This is a genomic window from Paraburkholderia sp. EG286B (assembly GCF_040965655.1).
GTDB lineage: Bacteria > Pseudomonadota > Gammaproteobacteria > Burkholderiales > Burkholderiaceae > Paraburkholderia.
On the sequence record NZ_JBFRCF010000001.1, the window covers coordinates 64,355 to 80,617 of the forward strand.

Annotated in this window: 13 protein-coding genes and 1 pseudogene; 9 read left to right on the forward strand and 5 right to left on the reverse strand. The window is 67.1% G+C overall.

Annotated elements, in window-relative coordinates:
- Positions 1-169 precede the first annotated feature (169 nt).
- The 4 genes from AB4Y42_RS00295 to AB4Y42_RS00310 all read left to right on the forward strand — a co-directional run bounded on the left by AB4Y42_RS00295 (position 170) and on the right by AB4Y42_RS00310 (position 5,145).
- Positions 170-541 carry a DUF2946 domain-containing protein gene (locus tag AB4Y42_RS00295; RefSeq protein ID WP_368693037.1) on the forward strand — a complete coding sequence of 124 codons (372 nt, stop codon included), beginning with the start codon at positions 170-172 and terminating at the stop codon, positions 539-541.
- A gap of 101 nt (positions 542-642) precedes the next feature.
- On the forward strand, positions 643-3,039 hold the full coding sequence (locus AB4Y42_RS00300; RefSeq protein ID WP_368693038.1) for a TonB-dependent receptor: 2,397 nt from the start codon (positions 643-645) through the stop codon (positions 3,037-3,039).
- 101 nt (positions 3,040-3,140) lie between these two features.
- Positions 3,141-4,658, forward strand: coding sequence for a PepSY-associated TM helix domain-containing protein (locus AB4Y42_RS00305; protein ID WP_368693039.1), 1,518 nt, complete (start codon positions 3,141-3,143; stop codon positions 4,656-4,658).
- 115 nt (positions 4,659-4,773) lie between these two features.
- The gene (locus tag AB4Y42_RS00310) at positions 4,774-5,145 is read left to right on the forward strand and encodes a hypothetical protein (RefSeq protein WP_368693040.1); all 372 of its coding nucleotides are present in this window, start codon (positions 4,774-4,776) and stop codon (positions 5,143-5,145) included.
- Between the two features lie 88 nt (positions 5,146-5,233).
- On the opposite strand, the gene AB4Y42_RS00315 is transcribed toward AB4Y42_RS00310, so the two are convergent.
- Together AB4Y42_RS00315 and AB4Y42_RS00320 are read right to left on the reverse strand one after the other, a co-directional pair.
- Positions 5,234-5,944 (reverse strand): SDR family NAD(P)-dependent oxidoreductase, encoded by a 711-nt coding sequence (locus AB4Y42_RS00315; protein WP_368686971.1) that lies wholly within the window; start codon positions 5,942-5,944, stop codon positions 5,234-5,236.
- Between the two features lie 101 nt (positions 5,945-6,045).
- A complete protein-coding gene (locus AB4Y42_RS00320; protein WP_368686972.1) occupies positions 6,046-6,987 on the reverse strand; it encodes a sterol desaturase family protein in 942 nt (313 codons plus the stop codon).
- Between the two features lie 332 nt (positions 6,988-7,319).
- Between AB4Y42_RS00320 and AB4Y42_RS00325 the strand changes: the two genes are divergently transcribed.
- The 5 genes from AB4Y42_RS00325 to AB4Y42_RS00345 all read left to right on the forward strand — a co-directional run bounded on the left by AB4Y42_RS00325 (position 7,320) and on the right by AB4Y42_RS00345 (position 11,754).
- The gene (locus AB4Y42_RS00325) at positions 7,320-8,267 is read left to right on the forward strand and encodes a hypothetical protein (RefSeq protein WP_368693041.1); all 948 of its coding nucleotides are present in this window, start codon (positions 7,320-7,322) and stop codon (positions 8,265-8,267) included.
- Between the two features lie 101 nt (positions 8,268-8,368).
- Positions 8,369-8,674 (forward strand): hypothetical protein, encoded by a 306-nt coding sequence (locus tag AB4Y42_RS00330; protein WP_028203600.1) that lies wholly within the window; start codon positions 8,369-8,371, stop codon positions 8,672-8,674.
- A gap of 16 nt (positions 8,675-8,690) precedes the next feature.
- On the forward strand, positions 8,691-9,404 hold the full coding sequence (locus tag AB4Y42_RS00335) for a response regulator (RefSeq protein ID WP_342920852.1): 714 nt from the start codon (positions 8,691-8,693) through the stop codon (positions 9,402-9,404).
- Positions 9,404-10,801, forward strand: coding sequence for an ATP-binding protein (locus AB4Y42_RS00340; protein ID WP_368693042.1), 1,398 nt, complete (start codon positions 9,404-9,406; stop codon positions 10,799-10,801). The genes AB4Y42_RS00335 and AB4Y42_RS00340 overlap by 1 nt, the downstream gene beginning before the upstream one ends.
- Before the next feature lie 185 nt (positions 10,802-10,986).
- A complete protein-coding gene (locus AB4Y42_RS00345; RefSeq protein WP_368693043.1) occupies positions 10,987-11,754 on the forward strand; it encodes a DUF4410 domain-containing protein in 768 nt (255 codons plus the stop codon).
- 82 nt (positions 11,755-11,836) lie between these two features.
- On the opposite strand, the pseudogene dld reads toward AB4Y42_RS00345, so the two are convergent.
- From dld to hpnR, 3 genes and pseudogenes are all read right to left on the reverse strand, one after another.
- Positions 11,837-13,577 (reverse strand): annotated as a pseudogene (gene dld / locus AB4Y42_RS00350) (D-lactate dehydrogenase).
- Between the two features lie 124 nt (positions 13,578-13,701).
- Positions 13,702-14,601, reverse strand: a complete 900-nt coding sequence (locus tag AB4Y42_RS00355) for a LysR substrate-binding domain-containing protein (RefSeq protein WP_368693044.1) — start codon at positions 14,599-14,601, stop codon at positions 13,702-13,704.
- Positions 14,602-14,717: 116 nt separating this feature from the next.
- Positions 14,718-16,262 carry a hopanoid C-3 methylase HpnR gene (hpnR, locus tag AB4Y42_RS00360; RefSeq protein WP_368693045.1) on the reverse strand — a complete coding sequence of 515 codons (1,545 nt, stop codon included), beginning with the start codon at positions 16,260-16,262 and terminating at the stop codon, positions 14,718-14,720.
- Position 16,263: the final 1 nt, after the last annotated feature.

Below are 16,263 nucleotides of genomic sequence, written 5' to 3' on the forward strand. Positions count from 1 at the left end.
TCGCGCGAAGATGTAAGGAAATCCCCAGCAGCGGGCGTTTCGATGCAACGCAACAGCGGCCGCGGCCGCGACATCGCACCGCGCTGATTGCCGCTATCAGGGCTACGGCCCCGCGTGGGCAAACGCGAAAGGCCGTGTTAGACTCCGCCGCGCAATCATTCTCATTCTCATGAATTCTCGCAAGCATTCACTGCTGACCGCATGGCTTGGCCTCGTCGCCATGTGGCTCATCGTGCTAGCGCCGCTCGTGAGCCAGCTCGTCGCCGCGCAGCATGCGCACGAGCCGGACGCCACGCTCTGCTCGGCCATGCAGCCGGCGCAGGCCGGTACCGCGCCGCATCTTTCGCACGACGATGCATTCGGCGCCTGCGGGTACTGCCATCTGCTCGAGCATCATGTGGCGATGGCTTCGGTCGCCGCGCCCACACCGCTTGCCGCCCTCGTGCTCGCGCGCGAGACGATCGCGCCGCCCGTCACCCACGACCTCCCCTTAGGCGCCTACCCTTCGGGCAGGCCGCGCGCCCCACCCGTCCTTTCCTGAGTTACGCCTTCACCGGCCGGCCGATCGCAATCTGATTGCGTGCGCAACGAGCACGCACGCCGCGCGCGGCTGCTCGATTCCCGTTTTCAGGAAAGCACCTCATGTCCACGCTCACCACGCGTGGCGCTGGCGTTCGCTCGCGCGAACGCGCAACGCCGCGCGCGCTGCGGCACGCCGGGCGCCTCGCGCTCGCCATGCTGCCGCGCGTCTTGCCGCTGCCTCTCGCTGCCCCCCTCGTCTTTCATGCAGCCCAGGCTGCCGAGGCGCAACCCGCCGATGCCGCCTCGTCCGCGACGCTGCCCACCGTCAAGGTCAGCGCCACCTCTGCCAGCGCCGTGGCGCCCGCCGTCGACCCCAACCTGCCGGCGACGGTGGAAACCGTCACGCCCGCGCAGTTCTCGAACTGGAACGTCGTCAACACCGAGGACGTACTCAAGTACCTGCCCAATCTCGCCGTGCGCAAGCGCTACGTGGGCGATCTGAACTCGATCATCGCCGTGCGCGGCACGAGCAATACGCAAAGCGCGCGCGGCCTCGTCTACGCAGACGGCCTGCTGCTCTCGAACCTGCTCGGCAACAGCTACAGTTTTCCGCCGCGCTGGTCGATGGTGTTCCCCGACCAGATCCAGCAGGTGGATGTGATCTATGGGCCGTATTCCGCGCTCTATCCCGGCAACTCGCTCGGCGCCACCGTGCTCATCACCACGCGCATGCCGAAGGCGTTCGAAGCGAACGCGGACGTGAAGGCGTTCACCCAGCATTTCAGCCTCTTCGGCGTAAACCAGAACTTCAACGGCAGCGAGATGAGCGCTTCGATCGGCGACCGCATCGGCAAGTTCTCGTATCTGCTTGGCGTGAACCACCTGGAGAACACGAGCCAGCCGCTGCAGTTCGCCACGCTTGCGCAGTCGACGAAGCCAGCGCAACCGGGCGACGTGCCCGTGCGTGGCGCGTACTTCTACAACAATCAGACCAACACGCCCACGGTCGTGCTCGGCGTGAACGGCGAAGGCATGCAGCACACGGTGCAGGACCAGTTCAAGCTGCGCATGCAGTACGACTTCACGCCCACCGTGCAAGGCGGCGTGACGCTCGGCTACTGGCACCAGACCTACAACAACGCCACCTCGACCTTCCTGTACGACGCGAACGGCAACCCCGTGTACAGCGGCAAGGTGTCGATCAATGGCTACGAGTACACCATTCCCGCGGCCGCGTTCGCACCGAGCCGCGGCTGGAGCGAAAACTGGCTGTATGGCGCGACACTGCGCACGCATCAGGCCACCGGCTGGAACGCGGAGGCCATTGCCTCGTACTACGACGTAAGCAACAGCGTGGCACGCACGGCGAATGCGGGCGGACCCGGCAACGGCCCCGGCGTCATGACGCTCGGCGACGGCACCGGCTGGAAGACGCTCGACCTCAAGGCGACGTGGACACCCGCCACGCCCGACGCCGGGCTCGCCGCCCACTGGCTCACCTTCGGCTATCACTACGACGACTACGCTATCGACAACCGCACGTACAACACGCTCGCGTGGCGCGACGGCGGCGCGAACAGTTTCGCCAACGCCTTCGCCGGCAAGACCGAAACCCAGGCGCTCTACGCACAGGACGCCTGGCGCTTCCTGCCGCGCTGGAAGCTCGTGTACGGCGTGCGCTACGAAAACTGGCGCGCCTTCGACGGCTATCAGGCGCTCGGCGGCGTGAACGTGCCGTATGCGAACGTGGGCGACCATCACTTCTCGCCGAAGGCTTCGCTCTCGTTCGATGTGACCGACGACCTCACGCTGCGCGCATCGATTGCGCGCGCCTACCGCTTCCCGACCGTGAGCGAGTTGTTCCAGGGGCAGGTGAACGGCTCGTCCATCGTCAACAACAATCCGAACCTGCGCCCCGAGGACGATCTCTCGAAGGAAGTGAGCGCCGAATGGGCGCACTGGAACGGCCTGTTCCGCCTGACGCTCTTTCAGGACGACGTAAAAAACACGATCTTCAGCCAGACCGATACGACGGTCATTCCGAACGTCACGAACTTCCAGAACATCGGCCGGGTGCGCTCGCGCGGCGTGGAAACGAGCTATCAGGGAGAAGACGTCATCGTGCGCGGGCTCGATCTCGCGGCGAGCGTGGCGTATACGCAGTCGAAGATTCTGGAGAACGCGCAGAATCCGGCGAGCGTCGGCAAGTACTTCTACCGCATTCCGCTGTGGCGCGCGAATCTCGTCGCGACCTACCGGTTCGACGCGCGCTCCGCGCTCACGCTCGCCGCGCGCTACTCGGGGCGCCAGTACAACACGCTCACGAACACCGACACGAACCCGAACGTATTCGGCGGCACGAGCACCTACACGGTCGCCGACGTGAAGTACACCTTCCGGCCGACGAAGAAGAGCGAGATCGGCGTGGGCATCGACAACCTGTTCGACGCGCGCTACTTCGTCTATCACCCGTATCCCGGCCGCACGTACTACGTCGAAGCGAAGCTCGGCATTTGAGCGGCTCGCTCGCGGCCTTCGCTTCCGTTCGCATTTCCGTCCGCGTTTTCGTCTGAATCATCCATGTACTCGAGCCGTGCCGGCTCGACAAGGAGTCCCCGATGTCCACGATATCCGCCCCGGTCAGCGCACCGCCTGCCCGCGCGGTGCAGCCCGGCTACCGCACGCTGTGGCGCTGGCATTTTTACGCTGGCCTCTTCGTCATGCCCTTGCTGCTCGTGCTCGCCATTACGGGCACGATCTACTGCTTCCAGCCGCAGATCGAACCCCTGCTTTACCCGCATCGGCTGGTAGTCGCGCCGGCGGCGACACCGCGCCTGCCAGTGGATGCCCTGCTGGCCCGCGCACGCGCCGCGCTGCCGCCAGAGGCGCGGGCGCTGCGCGCGCACGTCGAGTCGAATCCCGCGCGCAGCGCCGAATTCGTGTTCGCGCTGCCCGGCGGGACCAAAGAGAGCGTCTACGTGAATCCTTACGATGGTGCGGTGCTCGGCACGCTCGACGTCGATCGCCGCTTCATGCAGGTCGATCGCATGCTGCATCGCAAGCTCCTGCTCGGCAAGCCCGGCGAACTGCTCATGGAGCTGGCCGCCTGCTGGACGCTCGTCATGATCGCCACGGGCATCGCGCTCTGGTGGCCGGGCGCGGGCGCGTCGTGGCGCGCCGCGCTGCTGCCTCGCTGCGGAGCGCGCGGACGACCGTTCTGGAAGAGCGTGCACGCGAGCGTCGGCATCTGGCTCGCCGTGGGCGCGCTCGCGTTTGTGCTGAGCGGCCTGCCGTGGACGGGCTCGTGGGGCAAGCAGTTCAAGGCGCTCGCCACCCGCGCGAGCCTCGGCGCGCCGCGCGGCGCGTGGGGCGGCGGCCTCGGGGTGAAGTCGGCCTTGCCGGGTGCGCCGCTAGCTGCCGCGACCGCAGCAGCTAGCGGCGCAGCGGCGAATCCGCCCGCAAGCCACGCCGGCGGACAGGAACACGGCGGAGAGCACGCGGGCCACGAGATGGCGTCGATGCCGGGCATGGTGATGGACGACATGCCGCTGCCGCTCGTGCCCTGGGCCGTCGGCGCGGTTCCGGTGCCGCACTCGCCCGACGCGTCCGGCGCACCGCAACACTGGACGCTCGCTCAGGTCGTCGCCCAGATGCGCGATCTCGGCGTGCGCGACGGCTACGACATCGTGCTGCCCGCCACGCCCGATGGCGTCTACACGGTCTCGTACTTTCCGCCCGATCCGAAAGCGGAGCGCACGGTGTATATCGACCAGTACAGCGGCGCCGTGCTCCGGGACATTCGCTATGACGATTACGGCGCAGTCTCGCAAGCCATTTCCTATGGCACGTCGCTGCACATGGGCCGCTACTTCGGCCTCGCGAACCAGCTGATCTGCGCGGCGATCTCGCTGGGCCTCGGCGCGCTCGCAGTGACCGGCTTCGTGATGTGGTGGATGCGCCGTCCCGCGCGCGCGAAGGGCGCATCGACGCTGGCCGCGCCGCCACGCGAGCGCGCCGCGCCGCCGCTGCGCGCCTGGAAGACTGCTCTCGTGCTGCTCGGCATCGTGTTTCCGCTGATGGGCGCGACGCTCGTGGCGGTCTGGCTGTTCGACCGCACAGCCTTCCGACGCGCCTAGAAGCTGTCGTCTTGCCGGCATCGGCGGCCGCGGCGGCCCTGCGGTAATCTGCGGACACAATTGCGTCTGAACCTGGCTGCGCCAAACGGTTTCAAACGTATATGCGGAGATTATCGTGTGGCGGCTAATTTCGGCGCTGGGCGCGGCCGCGGTGCTCGCGGGCTGCGCGATCGCGCCCTATCCCGGCTACCCCGGGTACGACGGCTATGACTACGGCTACCCCTACTACTCAGGCTATCCGTACGCCTACGGTTACGACTACTACCCCGGTTATTTCGGCGGCGGCTATGGCGGCGTCGCCATCTGGGGCGGTGGCGGCGGATGCTGCTATCACCATGGCTGGCACGGCGGCCATGGCGGCGGCTGGCACGGTGGCGGCTGGCACGGAGGCGGTGGGCACTGCGGTGGCGGCTGGCATGGAGGCGGTGGCGGCACGTGGCAAGGCGGCGGCGGTGGCATGGGAGCCGGCGGCGGCCACGGCCATTGACGGACCACTGCGGTCCCACCGCGCGATCACGGTGGGACCGCTCTGTTGAAGCGGCCCCCGCGCCGTGCGCGCAAGCGCGGCGCCCCGCTTACACGCGCCCGTTCACGGGAATCAGCGCCCCCGTAATGGCCTGCGCGTCCGCACCCAGCAAAAACGCAATGACCGTCGCGATCTCGCGCGGCTGCACCCAGCGCGTGAAATCGGCGTCCGGCATGTCGGCACGGTTTGGCGGCGTGTCGATGATGCTCGGCAAAATCGCGTTCACCGTCACACCCTTGTCCTTCAGTTCTTCCGCAAGCGCTTCCGTCAAGCGTGCCACGCCCGCCTTCGACGCCGAATACGCGCCCATGCCGAGCCCCGCCTTGGCTCCCGCGCCCGCGCCGATGTTGACCACACGCCCCGTGCCGCTCTGTACGAGCTGAGGCAGCGCGGCCTTCGAGGCGTTGAGCGCCGTCTTCACGTTCAGATCGAACATCAGATCCCACGTGCGCGCGTCGCCGTCGCCGATGGTCTCCCACCGGAACGCGCCCGCCACGTTGACGAGCGCGTCGAGCCCGCCCAGCTTCCCGTGCAACGTGCCGAACGCGGTCTGGGCCGCGTTCGCGTCGACGAGATCGACGCCGCCCATGCACAGCGCGCCCGCGAGCGCGGCGGGCAGCGCCGCCGCATCGGGGGCCGCGCCGCGGCCGATCAGCGCCACGCGGGCGCCGCGCTCGGCCAGCAATTGCGCCGTCGCCAAACCCAGGCTGCCGAAGCCACCCGTCACTGCGACGACCTTGCCGTTCAATCCGTTTTCCATGCGCTTGTTCCTCTCGTTGCTTCACTAACCTGAATTCGATGCGGCCCGCGCGATCGGTGCGGGCGCCGCTGGCGTCACGTTACGCGAGGCGCGGCCTTCCATCAACCCGCGCTCGGGCGTCCGCGCCGGGCATCCGTGCGTACCGTGGCTAGCGCGTGCTGCTTGCGCAGGTTCTCCGTGGTGTCACCGCCGCCGTCTGCGCGCCAGCCCGGCGGCAGGAAAACATAGCGCACGGCGGTCCAGATGTCCTTTGCCATCACGACGTCGCGTGCGAGCGTCGCCCAGTGTTCCAGTTCGACGACGAACGGATTGCGCGAGCGCACGGGCGTCACGAGCCCGTAGCGGCAAGGCTCTTCGGCGCGCTCCGGCACATAGGTGCCGAACAGGCGGTCGAAAATGATCAGGACTCCGCCATAGTTCGCATCGAGATAGTCGACGTTCGAGGCATGGTGCACGCGGTGGTTGGACGGCGTGTTGAACACGTACTCGAGCCAGCCGAGCTTCGGGATCCACGTGTTGTGCAGCCAGAACTGATAGAGCAGGTTGAGCGAGAGGATGGCGAGCACGACTTCGGGCCGCACGCCGAGCCACACGAGCGGCGCGAAGAACATGGCCGGGCCGGTGAGCTTGCCGGTCCACCCGAGCCGGTACGCCGACGAAAGCGTCAACTGGTTCGGCGAATGGTGCACGGCATGCGTGGCCCAGAAAAAGCGGATGCGGTGCGACGCGCGGTGATACCAGTAATAGCAGAACTCCTGGCCGATGAAGACCAGCAGCACGAGCGCAACCGTGTCGATATTCAGCGTGAAGAGGCGATGCTCCCACGCGAAATCCAGGATCGGCGCGGCGAGCGAAAGCGGCAGGAACGCGAGAAGCTTGCGGCCCGCGAGGTCGGCGAGCGAGAGCCAAACTTCAGACCAATCGAACGCGGCATCGCCCGCTGCTTCGCGGCGTTTCCTGAAGGTGAGCACGCATGCCTCGATCAGCGAGACGGCAACGACGAACAGCGTGACATAAAACGCGAGTTTTCCTGTGGTGAGCATGATGGATCGTGTGCAATAGGCGCGTCTTGCGCGGTGAAGAAAGACGCGTGTGGCACGCAGGAGTCGCGGCGGCGCGTCGGATGAAGGGCACTGTAGTGGCGCGCAGCGGGAAAAACCACGCGCAAAGTATGTCGGGGTATGTCACGCGCGCGGTGCGCGAAACACGCCAATACGCCTGCCGCGCCGCACGCGCGGGGCGGTCGCGCCAGAGGCCGCGCGACGTGTAACACCGTGACATGGTTTATGACGCGACTTGCGCCGGGCCCAGCCCTATAGTTCGTTCCGCTGACACGCCGCAGCGTGCCCCCCGAAACGAACCGCAAGGACCTCTGATGAAAACGCTCCCCCTCGTCGTCGCCGCGCTCATCGGCTTCGCCAGCGCCCCCGCCTTCGCCGGCTGGTCCGGCCACGGTACGGCGTACACGCCGCACGGCACGTACAACGGCGCGCACTACGGTTCCTGCAGCGGCGGCACCTGCTCGCATGCGGGCGGCGTAGCCGGTCCCTGGGGCGGCGTCGCCACCAACAGCGGCTCCGTCACGCGCACCGCACCGGGCCAGTTCAGCAACAGCGGCACGGCCTACGGCCCGAACGGCCGCTCGGTCCAGCATTCGGGCGATACGAGCTGCGCGGGCGGCACCTGCTCGCACACCGGCTCGCTCAACGGCTCGGATGGCCGCAGCGCGAGCACCTCGGGCAGCGTGACGCGCACAGCGCCGGGCCAGTACTCGTCGACGGGCACGGTCACGACGGGCAACGGCAACACCTACGGGCACTCGGCGTCCACGAACTGCGCGGGCAACACGTGCAATCGCTCGGGCACCGTCACCGGCTCGCAGGGCGGCAGCGTCTACCACTCGGGCAGTGCCACCGGCGTCGGCACCGGCGTGGTGACCACGGGCAGCGGCACGACCGTCGTCCACGGGGGCACGGTGACCACCGGCACGGTCACGACCACGGGCACGACGACGGTCGCCGTCGTGGGCGCCCCGGCTCCTGTGCCCGCGCCGGTCGTCGTCACGCCGCCGCCCAGCACCACGGTGTATGTCGCCCCGCCGCCGCCCGCCCCCAAGACGGTGGTCGTCGCGCCCGCACCTGCACCGCAGACGGTTTATGTCGCGCCTCCCGCACCGAAGACCGTCTACGTCGCGCCGGCTGCACCCAAGGTCGTCTACGTGGGCCAGCCGCTGCCGCGCGCCGTGTACATCGCCCCGCGCCCCGCCGTGTGGGTTCCCGGCCACTGGGTCGGCCGCGTGTGGGTGCCCGCCCACTGGGCCTGAACCATCACCGGCGGCTGAGCATTCGCATGACCCGCAGCCGCCCGCCTCTTTCGCTTGATCAACCGGCCGGCCGCTACGTCGGCCACCTCACGGAGAACACCATGAAGAAGATGATTGCTGCCCTCGTTTTGTGTATCGTTTCAGCAGCGGTTTGCGTGCCGGCATCGGCTCAGGCCTTGCCGGGCGGCTCAGGCGACAGCGCCCGCGTCGAACGCATGATGGCGCAGCTGCAAGGGCGCTTCGCCGCCGCGAACACGACGCACGACGGCAAGCTCACGCGCGAACAGGCGCAGGCGGGCATGCCGAAGGTCGCGCAGCACTTCGACGAAATCGACACGCAAAAGGCCGGCTTCGTCACCCTCGCGCAGATCGAGGACTTCATGCGAGCGCGCGCAGCAGCCCGATGAACGCCGGAGGCCTCACATGGAGCAGGCAAACAGGATCATCGTGCTCGACGACGAAGCCGAACTGCGCAACATGCTGCAGCGCTTTCTCACGAGCCAGGGTTTCGAGGTGCGCGCCGTCGCCGACGGCAAGCGCCTCGACCGCCTGCTCCAGCGCGAGCCCTACGACCTCCTCGTGCTCGATCTGATGATGGAACCCGAAGACGGCCTCACGGTGTGCCGCCGCCTGCGCGCCGAAGGCCAGACGCTGCCGATCCTCATGCTCACCGCCAAGGGCGACGCCGCCGACAAGGTGATCGGCCTCGAAACCGGCGCCGACGACTACCTCGCCAAGCCGTTTCTTCCCGACGAACTGGTCGCGCGCATTCGCGCGCTGCTGCGCCGCCAGAAGATGGCCTCGGGCGAACCCACGGTCACCTCGCAAATGCTGCGCTTCGGCGACTTTCAGTTCGACGTTGGCAAACAAACGCTCTACCGCGACGGCGCGCCCATCGAGGTCCACTCGGCGCAGATGCTGCTGCTGCACGCGCTCGGCTCCTCGCCGAACCGCGCCGTGAGCCGCGAGAATCTGCTCGCCCGCGCGCGCGGGCGCGACCACAGCGCGCTCGACCGCAGCGTGGACGTGCAGATCCTGCGCCTGCGCCAGATCGTCGAGGACGATCCCGCCAAGCCGCGCTTCATCAAGACCGTCTGGGGCATCGGCTACATGCTGGTGGCCGGCGTCGAAGCGTAATGCGCTTGCGCCTGCCGCGCTCGCTGCTCTCGCGCAACATCGCGCTGCTGGTGGCGCTCGTCGCGCTCTCGCAGATCTGCTCGCTCATTGTGCTGCTGCACTTCGTGCAGCGCCCGCGCATCGAACGCGCCTCGATCATCTTCGCCGATTACGTCAAGCTGCTCGATACCACGCTCGCTTCCATGCCGCCCGACGCAGGGCGCGCGGCGGCCGCGCGGTTCGATGCGCGCCGTGCGGCGCCGCCGCAAGCGCCCGCCGAAACCCATCCGAGCCTCGTCGACTTTTTCCGCACCTGGCAGCGCGACGTGTTCGTCGAAGCGCTGCAAAGCCATCTGCCGCCCGAGCTGCTGGTGCGCTGGGACGCGAGCCACGACGAGACCGAACCCGCAGCGGATGGCGAAGGCGCGCAGGAGCGCCTGTGGATCCGCCTTCACGCAGCAGGCGAACCGGTCTGGATCGCCCTGCCGGTCACCGCCGACGCGCGCGCGAGCGGCATCACCACGGCGTTGATCCTCTCCGCCGCGCTCGCGCTGCTCGCCGCGCTCACCGGCTACCTGTTGCAGCGCCACATCAACCGGCCGCTGCGCAAGCTCGCGCGCGCGGCACGGCGCGTGAGTGCCGGCGAAACGCCGCCGCCGCTACCGACCGACGGCCCGACCGAAATCGCCCAGGTGAGCCGCGCCTTCAACCAGATGACCGAAGCGCTGAAGCAGGCCGAGGCCACGCGTGCGCTGATGCTGGCCGGCGTCTCGCACGACATCCGCACGCCGCTCACGAAACTGCGCCTCGCGATCGCGATGGCCCTGCCGCGCGGCAGCAACGATGCGCTCGTGGCCTCGTCCGAGAGCTATCTGGACCAGATCGACACGATCCTCCAGCAGTTCATGGACTACGCCGGCAGCGGCGAGCGCGAAGCGCCGCAAGCGGGCGACCTCAACGCGCTCGCGGGCCAGCTCGTCGCCGACTTCGCAGGGCTCGGCCATGAATTCGATTTCGACGAGGGCGAGTTGCCCGTATTCGCGTTCCGGCCGATCGCCGTTATGCGTCTGCTGATGAATCTCATGCAGAACGCCGTGAACTACGGACGCACAGGTCTGACGATTCGCACGTGGCGCGACGGCGACGCCGCCTGCGTGATCGTTGCCGACCGCGGCAACGGCATCCGCGCCGAGGAACTGGAGCGCCTCAAATCGCCCTTCAGCCGCGGCGCGAACGCCCGTACGCATTCGGGCGGCTCGGGCCTCGGGCTTGCCATCGTCGAGCGGATCGCGCGGCTGCACGGCGGCTCGCTCACGTTCCGCGACCGCGAAGGCGGCGGCCTCGAAGCCGTCGTACGCCTGCCGCTGAACCGTCCCCCATCGAGCCAGAACGGCGCGCCGCCGGCCGCGCACGCATGACATGACTCGACATAATTTGCGCGTGGATTTCGCGCGCCCTTCCCCCCATACTTGCGCCTGAGCCTGAGCAACGGAGCAGAACAAACCGAAGCCCAGACGCCGAAGCACCATAGTCGATAGTTCGCCATCCTGAATGATTTGCGAGTATCGGCACGAGACACTCTTTCAGGCAAAAGGACATCGACATGCAAACGATCATCAACTTCCTCGTCAACAAGGCCAAGCGCATCGCGGGCGCCACCTTCCTCGCCGGCGCGCTGTTTGCGAGCGGCTGCGCATCGGCTGCGCCGGTCGTGCAGACGAACGGACCGCTCCCGCAACTGCACGCCGACGTCGTCTACGTCTACACGTTCGACGCCGCCGCCGACCAGGTGAAGCTCGACAGCACCGGCATGCTGCACAAGCTCAAGACGATGACGAGCGGCGAGTCGTCGGCGCAGCAGCAACAGCAGGCCGCGCTGCAAACGCGCGAGCATCTCGCCGATCAACTCGTGAGCGAACTTCAGAAGATGGGCCTGCCCGCCGTGCGCATGGACGGTCCCGCGCCCGCCGGCCGCAACGCGCTGATCGTGGAAGGCCGCATCGACACGATGGACGCGGGCAGCAGCCGCCGCCGCATGCTGATCGGTCTCGGCGCGGGCAAGAGCGAAGTGGGCGCGACGATCGCGGTGCTGTTCCAGCCCGCCAACGGCGGCGAACCGCAACCGCTCCTGAGCTTCCAGACGAAGGCCGATAGCGGCCATATGCCTGGCATGGCGGAGACGGCGGGCGTGGGCGCGGCGGCCGGCCATGTGGCGACGGCGGCGGTGGTGGGCGGCGGTCTGCACGGCGCCTCGGAGGCGAAGCGCGACACGCTCTCGTCGGATGCCGGCAAGCTGGCCCGCTCGATCGCGAAGGAAATCACGCAGATCAGCACGCAGAACGGCTGGATGGCAACGACGACGAAGAGCTAACAGGGGGAAGCGCGCAGCGCTGCGCTGCGCGAGGGTACGTGCCCTTTACGGCGACGGTTCGATACCGCCGCCGTCTTTTTGTTTACTGGGCCAGCGGCTCGCGCTGCGCCTGAGGCTCACGATAGCGCGCGAACTTCGACGTATGGCCGATCCCCGGATTGAAGCAGTTGCACGGATCGAGCGTTTCGTAGAACGACTTCAGCGCGGGCTTCGCATCGTAGAGATGGCCGACATTGTGCTCAGCGGGATATTCGGCGCCGCGCGCGTCGAGCAGCTTCCACATCTCGTGTTCCAGTGCGAGGCAGTCATTGCCCTTGCGCACGATGTAGTCCTGATGAAACACATGGCAAAAGAAATGCCCGTAATAGAGCTTGATCGCGATGGGCTTTTCCACGGCCTCGGGCAGTCGCTCGAACCAGTCGCGATCGTTGCGGCGCAGCGCAATATCGAGCGCGACGATATCCTCCACTTCGTCGCCATGCACCGCGCGATAGCGCACCGCCGCACCCGCCGCCGCGAAACGATGGAGAAACGCCTTGCTGCCCTCCTCGTCGGTACATTCGAAAAAGTCGCCGCTCGCCACGCCGAAAAACGTGTTCAGGTAAGCACGCGTTTCGTCCACCATATCGGCCGATACCTTGAGCATCAAATGATGTTCGTAGCGCTGCCGGTAGTCCTTGAGCCGCGCGGGCAGATGGCCCGGAAACCACTGGCTCACGGCCTGCGCCACGCGGTCGGAAATGCGCGGGAAAGAACGGCAGCCGCTCGAACAACGCGTCGCAGCGGCTCTTGAAGGCGAACAGCGCGGGCAGGCGCCGCGTACCGAGATGCTGGATCAGGAGGAACATGTCCTTGCCGTAGCGCTCGGCGATATCGAAGGCGTCCCGATGGATGTATTCGCCCGCGATCGGCAGCTTCGAGAACTTGCCGAGCATGTCGCGGCGCAGGTCGGTCAGCTCAGCTGTTTCGTTCGTGCCGATGTAGAACACCTTCGCACCGCGCTCGATGGGAAACGTGTCGAGCCGCACCGCGAACACCATGACCTTGCCCGCCGAGCCCGCCGCTTCGTGCAGACGAAGCGGGTCGGCGTTGTAGCGCGCAGGCGTGTCCGCTTCGATGTCGCGCACGTGATCCGCGTAACGGTGGTCGGAAGCCGCGCCCGCGTCGTGGAGGATATCGGCTTCGGGCAGCTCGCCGCGATCGAGGCGGCCGAGCACCGCTTCCGGCGTCTCGCCAAGCCGGATGCCGAGATGATTCACGAGCGTAAGACGCCCCTCTGCATCGACCTGTGCAAACGCGGACATTTCCGTATAGGCCGGGCCGCGCCGCACGAGCGAGCCGCCCGAGTTGTTGCACACGCCGCCCACGACCGATGCACCGAGACATGAGGAGCCAATGACCGAATGCGGTTCGCGCCCGAGCGGCTTGAGCGTCTGCTCCAGCTGGTCGAGCGTCGAGCCCGGCAGGCAGACCACCTGCTTGCCGCCGTCGATCACGTAGACCTTGCGCATGCGCGTCATGCTCACGATCACGACCTCGCGGTCGTAGTCGTTGCCGTCGGGCGTGGAGCCGCCCGTGAGGCCCGTGTTCGAAGCCTGCGAGATGACGATCGCGTTCGCGGCGACGCAAGCCTGCAGCACCCGCCACTGCTCGACGAGCGTGCCTGGCCGCACGACCGCCGCCACCTTCCCTTCGCCAAAGCGAAAACCCTTGCGGTAGCGCCGCGTGGCTTCGGCGCCGGTCAGCACGTGCTGGCGGCCGACGACGGCGCGCAACGACGCGACAAGCGGCTCGCGAGCGGCGCTTGGGTGCGTGATGGACATGCGAACGGCTCCTGCGGAAAACGATGATCGCGGAAGGATAGAACCCGCGATCCATTACGTCCAATATCGCGACCACGCACGATCAAGACGAAAAAGATATGGATCGACCCTTGAACCCGCCGAATCAGCCCTGCGGCGCATGCCGCGCCGCATCGCGCACGACGCGCACGAAGTTCTGCACCGTGGGCGCCTTTTCGCGCGGACGGTGCACGAGCGCGATGGTCGTGTGCAGCGTACCGCCCTTGAGGTCGTGGTAGGTCACGCCCTTGGCCTGGATCTGGCGCATCGAAGAAGGAATGAGCGTGACGCCGAATCCCGCCGCCGCCATGTTGACGGTCGAGGAAATCTGCGGCGATTCCATGCTGATCACGGGAATGAAGCCCGCCGCGTGACACGCGCTGATGATCGAGTCGTAGAGATCGGGGCCGATCGGGCGTGGGAAGAGGATCAGCGGGTCGCCCGCGAGATCGCCGAGATCGAGGCGGCGGCGGCGCGCGAGGCGATGGCGCGGCGGCAGCACGGCGAGGACGTCCTCTTCCACGAGCGCCTGCGTGGCGAGGCCGCGGCAATCGAGCGGCAGGCGCACGAAGGCGGCATCCACCTTCGCTTCGCTCACGCGTTCCAGCAGCACCGAACTGTTGCTCTCCTCGCACCCGATCACGACACCGGGATACGCGCTGCGAAAGCGCTGCAGCACGGTCGCAACGAGCGGATGAAACACCGTGGATCCCGCGAAGCCGAGCACGAGCCTGCCGGTCTCGCCACGCCCCGCGTTTTGCGCCTCGGCGAGCGCCAGATCCGCGTCGTCGATGAGGCGTTGCGCGCGCTCGCGAAAGAGCCGCCCGGCCTCGGTCAACTCCACGCGCCGCGAGTGGCGAATGAAGAGCCGCGTGCCGATTTCCTTTTCGAGCTTGAGGATCTGCTGGCTGAGCGGCGGCTGCGCCATGCCGAGAAAGGCTGCCGCCTCGCTGAAATGCAGATACTCCGCGACGGCGAGAAAGTAGCGTAGTTGCCGGAATTCCATATCGTTTTCGTCTTGATGCAACCGGTGGATTGTGAACCCGCTACGCGCGCGCGTCCAATCCCGACAGCAGGACGCGTGCGCAACCGGTATGCGTCAAGACGGCGCCGGCCTAAAAATCAGCCGAGACCCATGCGCGTCTCGTCGACGAACTTCTCTGTCGCGTCGTCGATCTTGCGGCCCTTGCGGCCGGAGGGACCATGGATGTAGACGGTCTTCATATCGATCTGCGTCGCCCCGCTCATGCCGGGCGGCGGCGTCATCTCGTAGTGGACCTCGCGCGCGTGGTCGGCCATCTGCAGGCGCGGATTGAACACCGAGTTGAAGCGCCACAGCATGCGCACGAAATTGGTCTGGCCATGCAACAGCAGATGCGTGGCCTGCCCCGCCGCGCCGCGCAGCGCGGTCCAGCCCATGTGCTTGCGATTGAGCACCTGCTGCGTGCGCACGAGTTCCGCGTAGAACTCGGGCAGCGGAAGCTTCGTCGGCACGACGGCGTGCTGGATGTCATAAAGACGATAGTCGAGGCTCGTGAGGCGCCGCGCCTCGCGCTGCCAGTTCTCCGTGCCCGGATACGGCGTATTCACGCTGATATTGACGATCTCGGGAATCTCCAGGCACCACTGGCGGATCGTCTCGAAGCGTTCGCGGTCCCAGTCCGGATCGGCGATCAGATTGATCGCGACGGTAATCCCCAACGAACGCGCAAACTCGAGCGCCTCGAAATTCCGGTCGAGGCTGATCCGTTTGCGAAACGCCTTGAGTCCCTCCTCGTCGATCGCCTCCAGACCGAGGAACATGTACTTCAGGCCAATGGACTGCCACAGGCGGAACACGTCCTTGTTGCGCAGAAGCACGTCGCCACGCGTTTCCAGGTAGTAGCGCTTGTCGATGCCACGCCGCTTGATCGCCTCGCCGATCGCCATGCCGTGTTCGGCGTGCACGAACGCCACATCGTCGACGATGAACACGCCCGGCTCGCGCAGCGACGCCAGTTCGTCCACGACGACTTCGGGGCTGCGCGTGCGGTAGCTGCGTCCGTAGAACGTCCATGCGCTGCAGAACGTGCAGTCCCACGGGCAGCCACGCGCGAACTCGATGGAGGCGCAAGGATCGAGCGTGCCGATGAAATACTTGCGGCGATGGCGCAGCAGGTCGCGCGCGGGCCGCACCGGATCGAGATTCTCGACGAAGCCCGGCGGCGGCCCCGATCCGTGGCTCGTGAGGACGCCGGGCACCGCGAGCAGGTCGGTGCCGCGCGACACCGCTTCGAGCAGTTCGTTGACCGAAGCTTCTCCCTCGCCGCGCAGCACGCAATCGATCGCGCCTTCGGCATGGCGCAGCAGATCGTGCGCGGTGAACGACACGCTGTGGCCCCCGACGAAGACGAAACACGAGGGCAGCGCGGCCTTCACGGCCTTCGACAGGTCGATGATCTCGGGAATGTTGGCCAGATAGTTGCCCGAGAAGCAGAGCGCCTCGGGCTGCCAGTCACGCACCATGCGCATGAGGTCGCGGTGTGTCTCGACCTGCAGATCGAGCAGGCGCACGTCATGCCCCGCATCGCGCGCCGTGCCGGCCACGGATTCGAGACCCAGCGGCTCGAGCCGCAGGAACACGCGCGTGTACATCAGTCCGCTCGGGTGGACAGCAAGCAATTTCATG

Bases quoted from the DNA above. Each gene is read 5' to 3' on its own strand.
- AB4Y42_RS00305 (WP_368693039.1), top strand. From the start codon at position 3,141: ATGTCCACGATATCCGCCCCGGTCAGCGCACCGCCTGCCCGCGCGGTG.
- AB4Y42_RS00320 (WP_368686972.1), bottom strand. From the start codon at position 6,987: ATGCTCACCACAGGAAAACTCGCGTTTTATGTCACGCTGTTCGTCGTT.
- hpnR (WP_368693045.1), bottom strand. From the start codon at position 16,262: ATGAAATTGCTTGCTGTCCACCCGAGCGGACTGATGTACACGCGCGTG.
- AB4Y42_RS00295 (WP_368693037.1), top strand. From the start codon at position 170: ATGAATTCTCGCAAGCATTCACTGCTGACCGCATGGCTTGGCCTCGTC.
- AB4Y42_RS00325 (WP_368693041.1), top strand. From the start codon at position 7,320: ATGAAAACGCTCCCCCTCGTCGTCGCCGCGCTCATCGGCTTCGCCAGC.
- AB4Y42_RS00335 (WP_342920852.1), top strand. From the start codon at position 8,691: ATGGAGCAGGCAAACAGGATCATCGTGCTCGACGACGAAGCCGAACTG.
- AB4Y42_RS00345 (WP_368693043.1), top strand. From the start codon at position 10,987: ATGCAAACGATCATCAACTTCCTCGTCAACAAGGCCAAGCGCATCGCG.
- AB4Y42_RS00340 (WP_368693042.1), top strand. From the start codon at position 9,404: ATGCGCTTGCGCCTGCCGCGCTCGCTGCTCTCGCGCAACATCGCGCTG.
- AB4Y42_RS00300 (WP_368693038.1), top strand. From the start codon at position 643: ATGTCCACGCTCACCACGCGTGGCGCTGGCGTTCGCTCGCGCGAACGC.
- AB4Y42_RS00355 (WP_368693044.1), bottom strand. From the start codon at position 14,601: ATGGAATTCCGGCAACTACGCTACTTTCTCGCCGTCGCGGAGTATCTG.
- AB4Y42_RS00315 (WP_368686971.1), bottom strand. From the start codon at position 5,944: ATGGAAAACGGATTGAACGGCAAGGTCGTCGCAGTGACGGGTGGCTTC.
- AB4Y42_RS00330 (WP_028203600.1), top strand. From the start codon at position 8,369: ATGAAGAAGATGATTGCTGCCCTCGTTTTGTGTATCGTTTCAGCAGCG.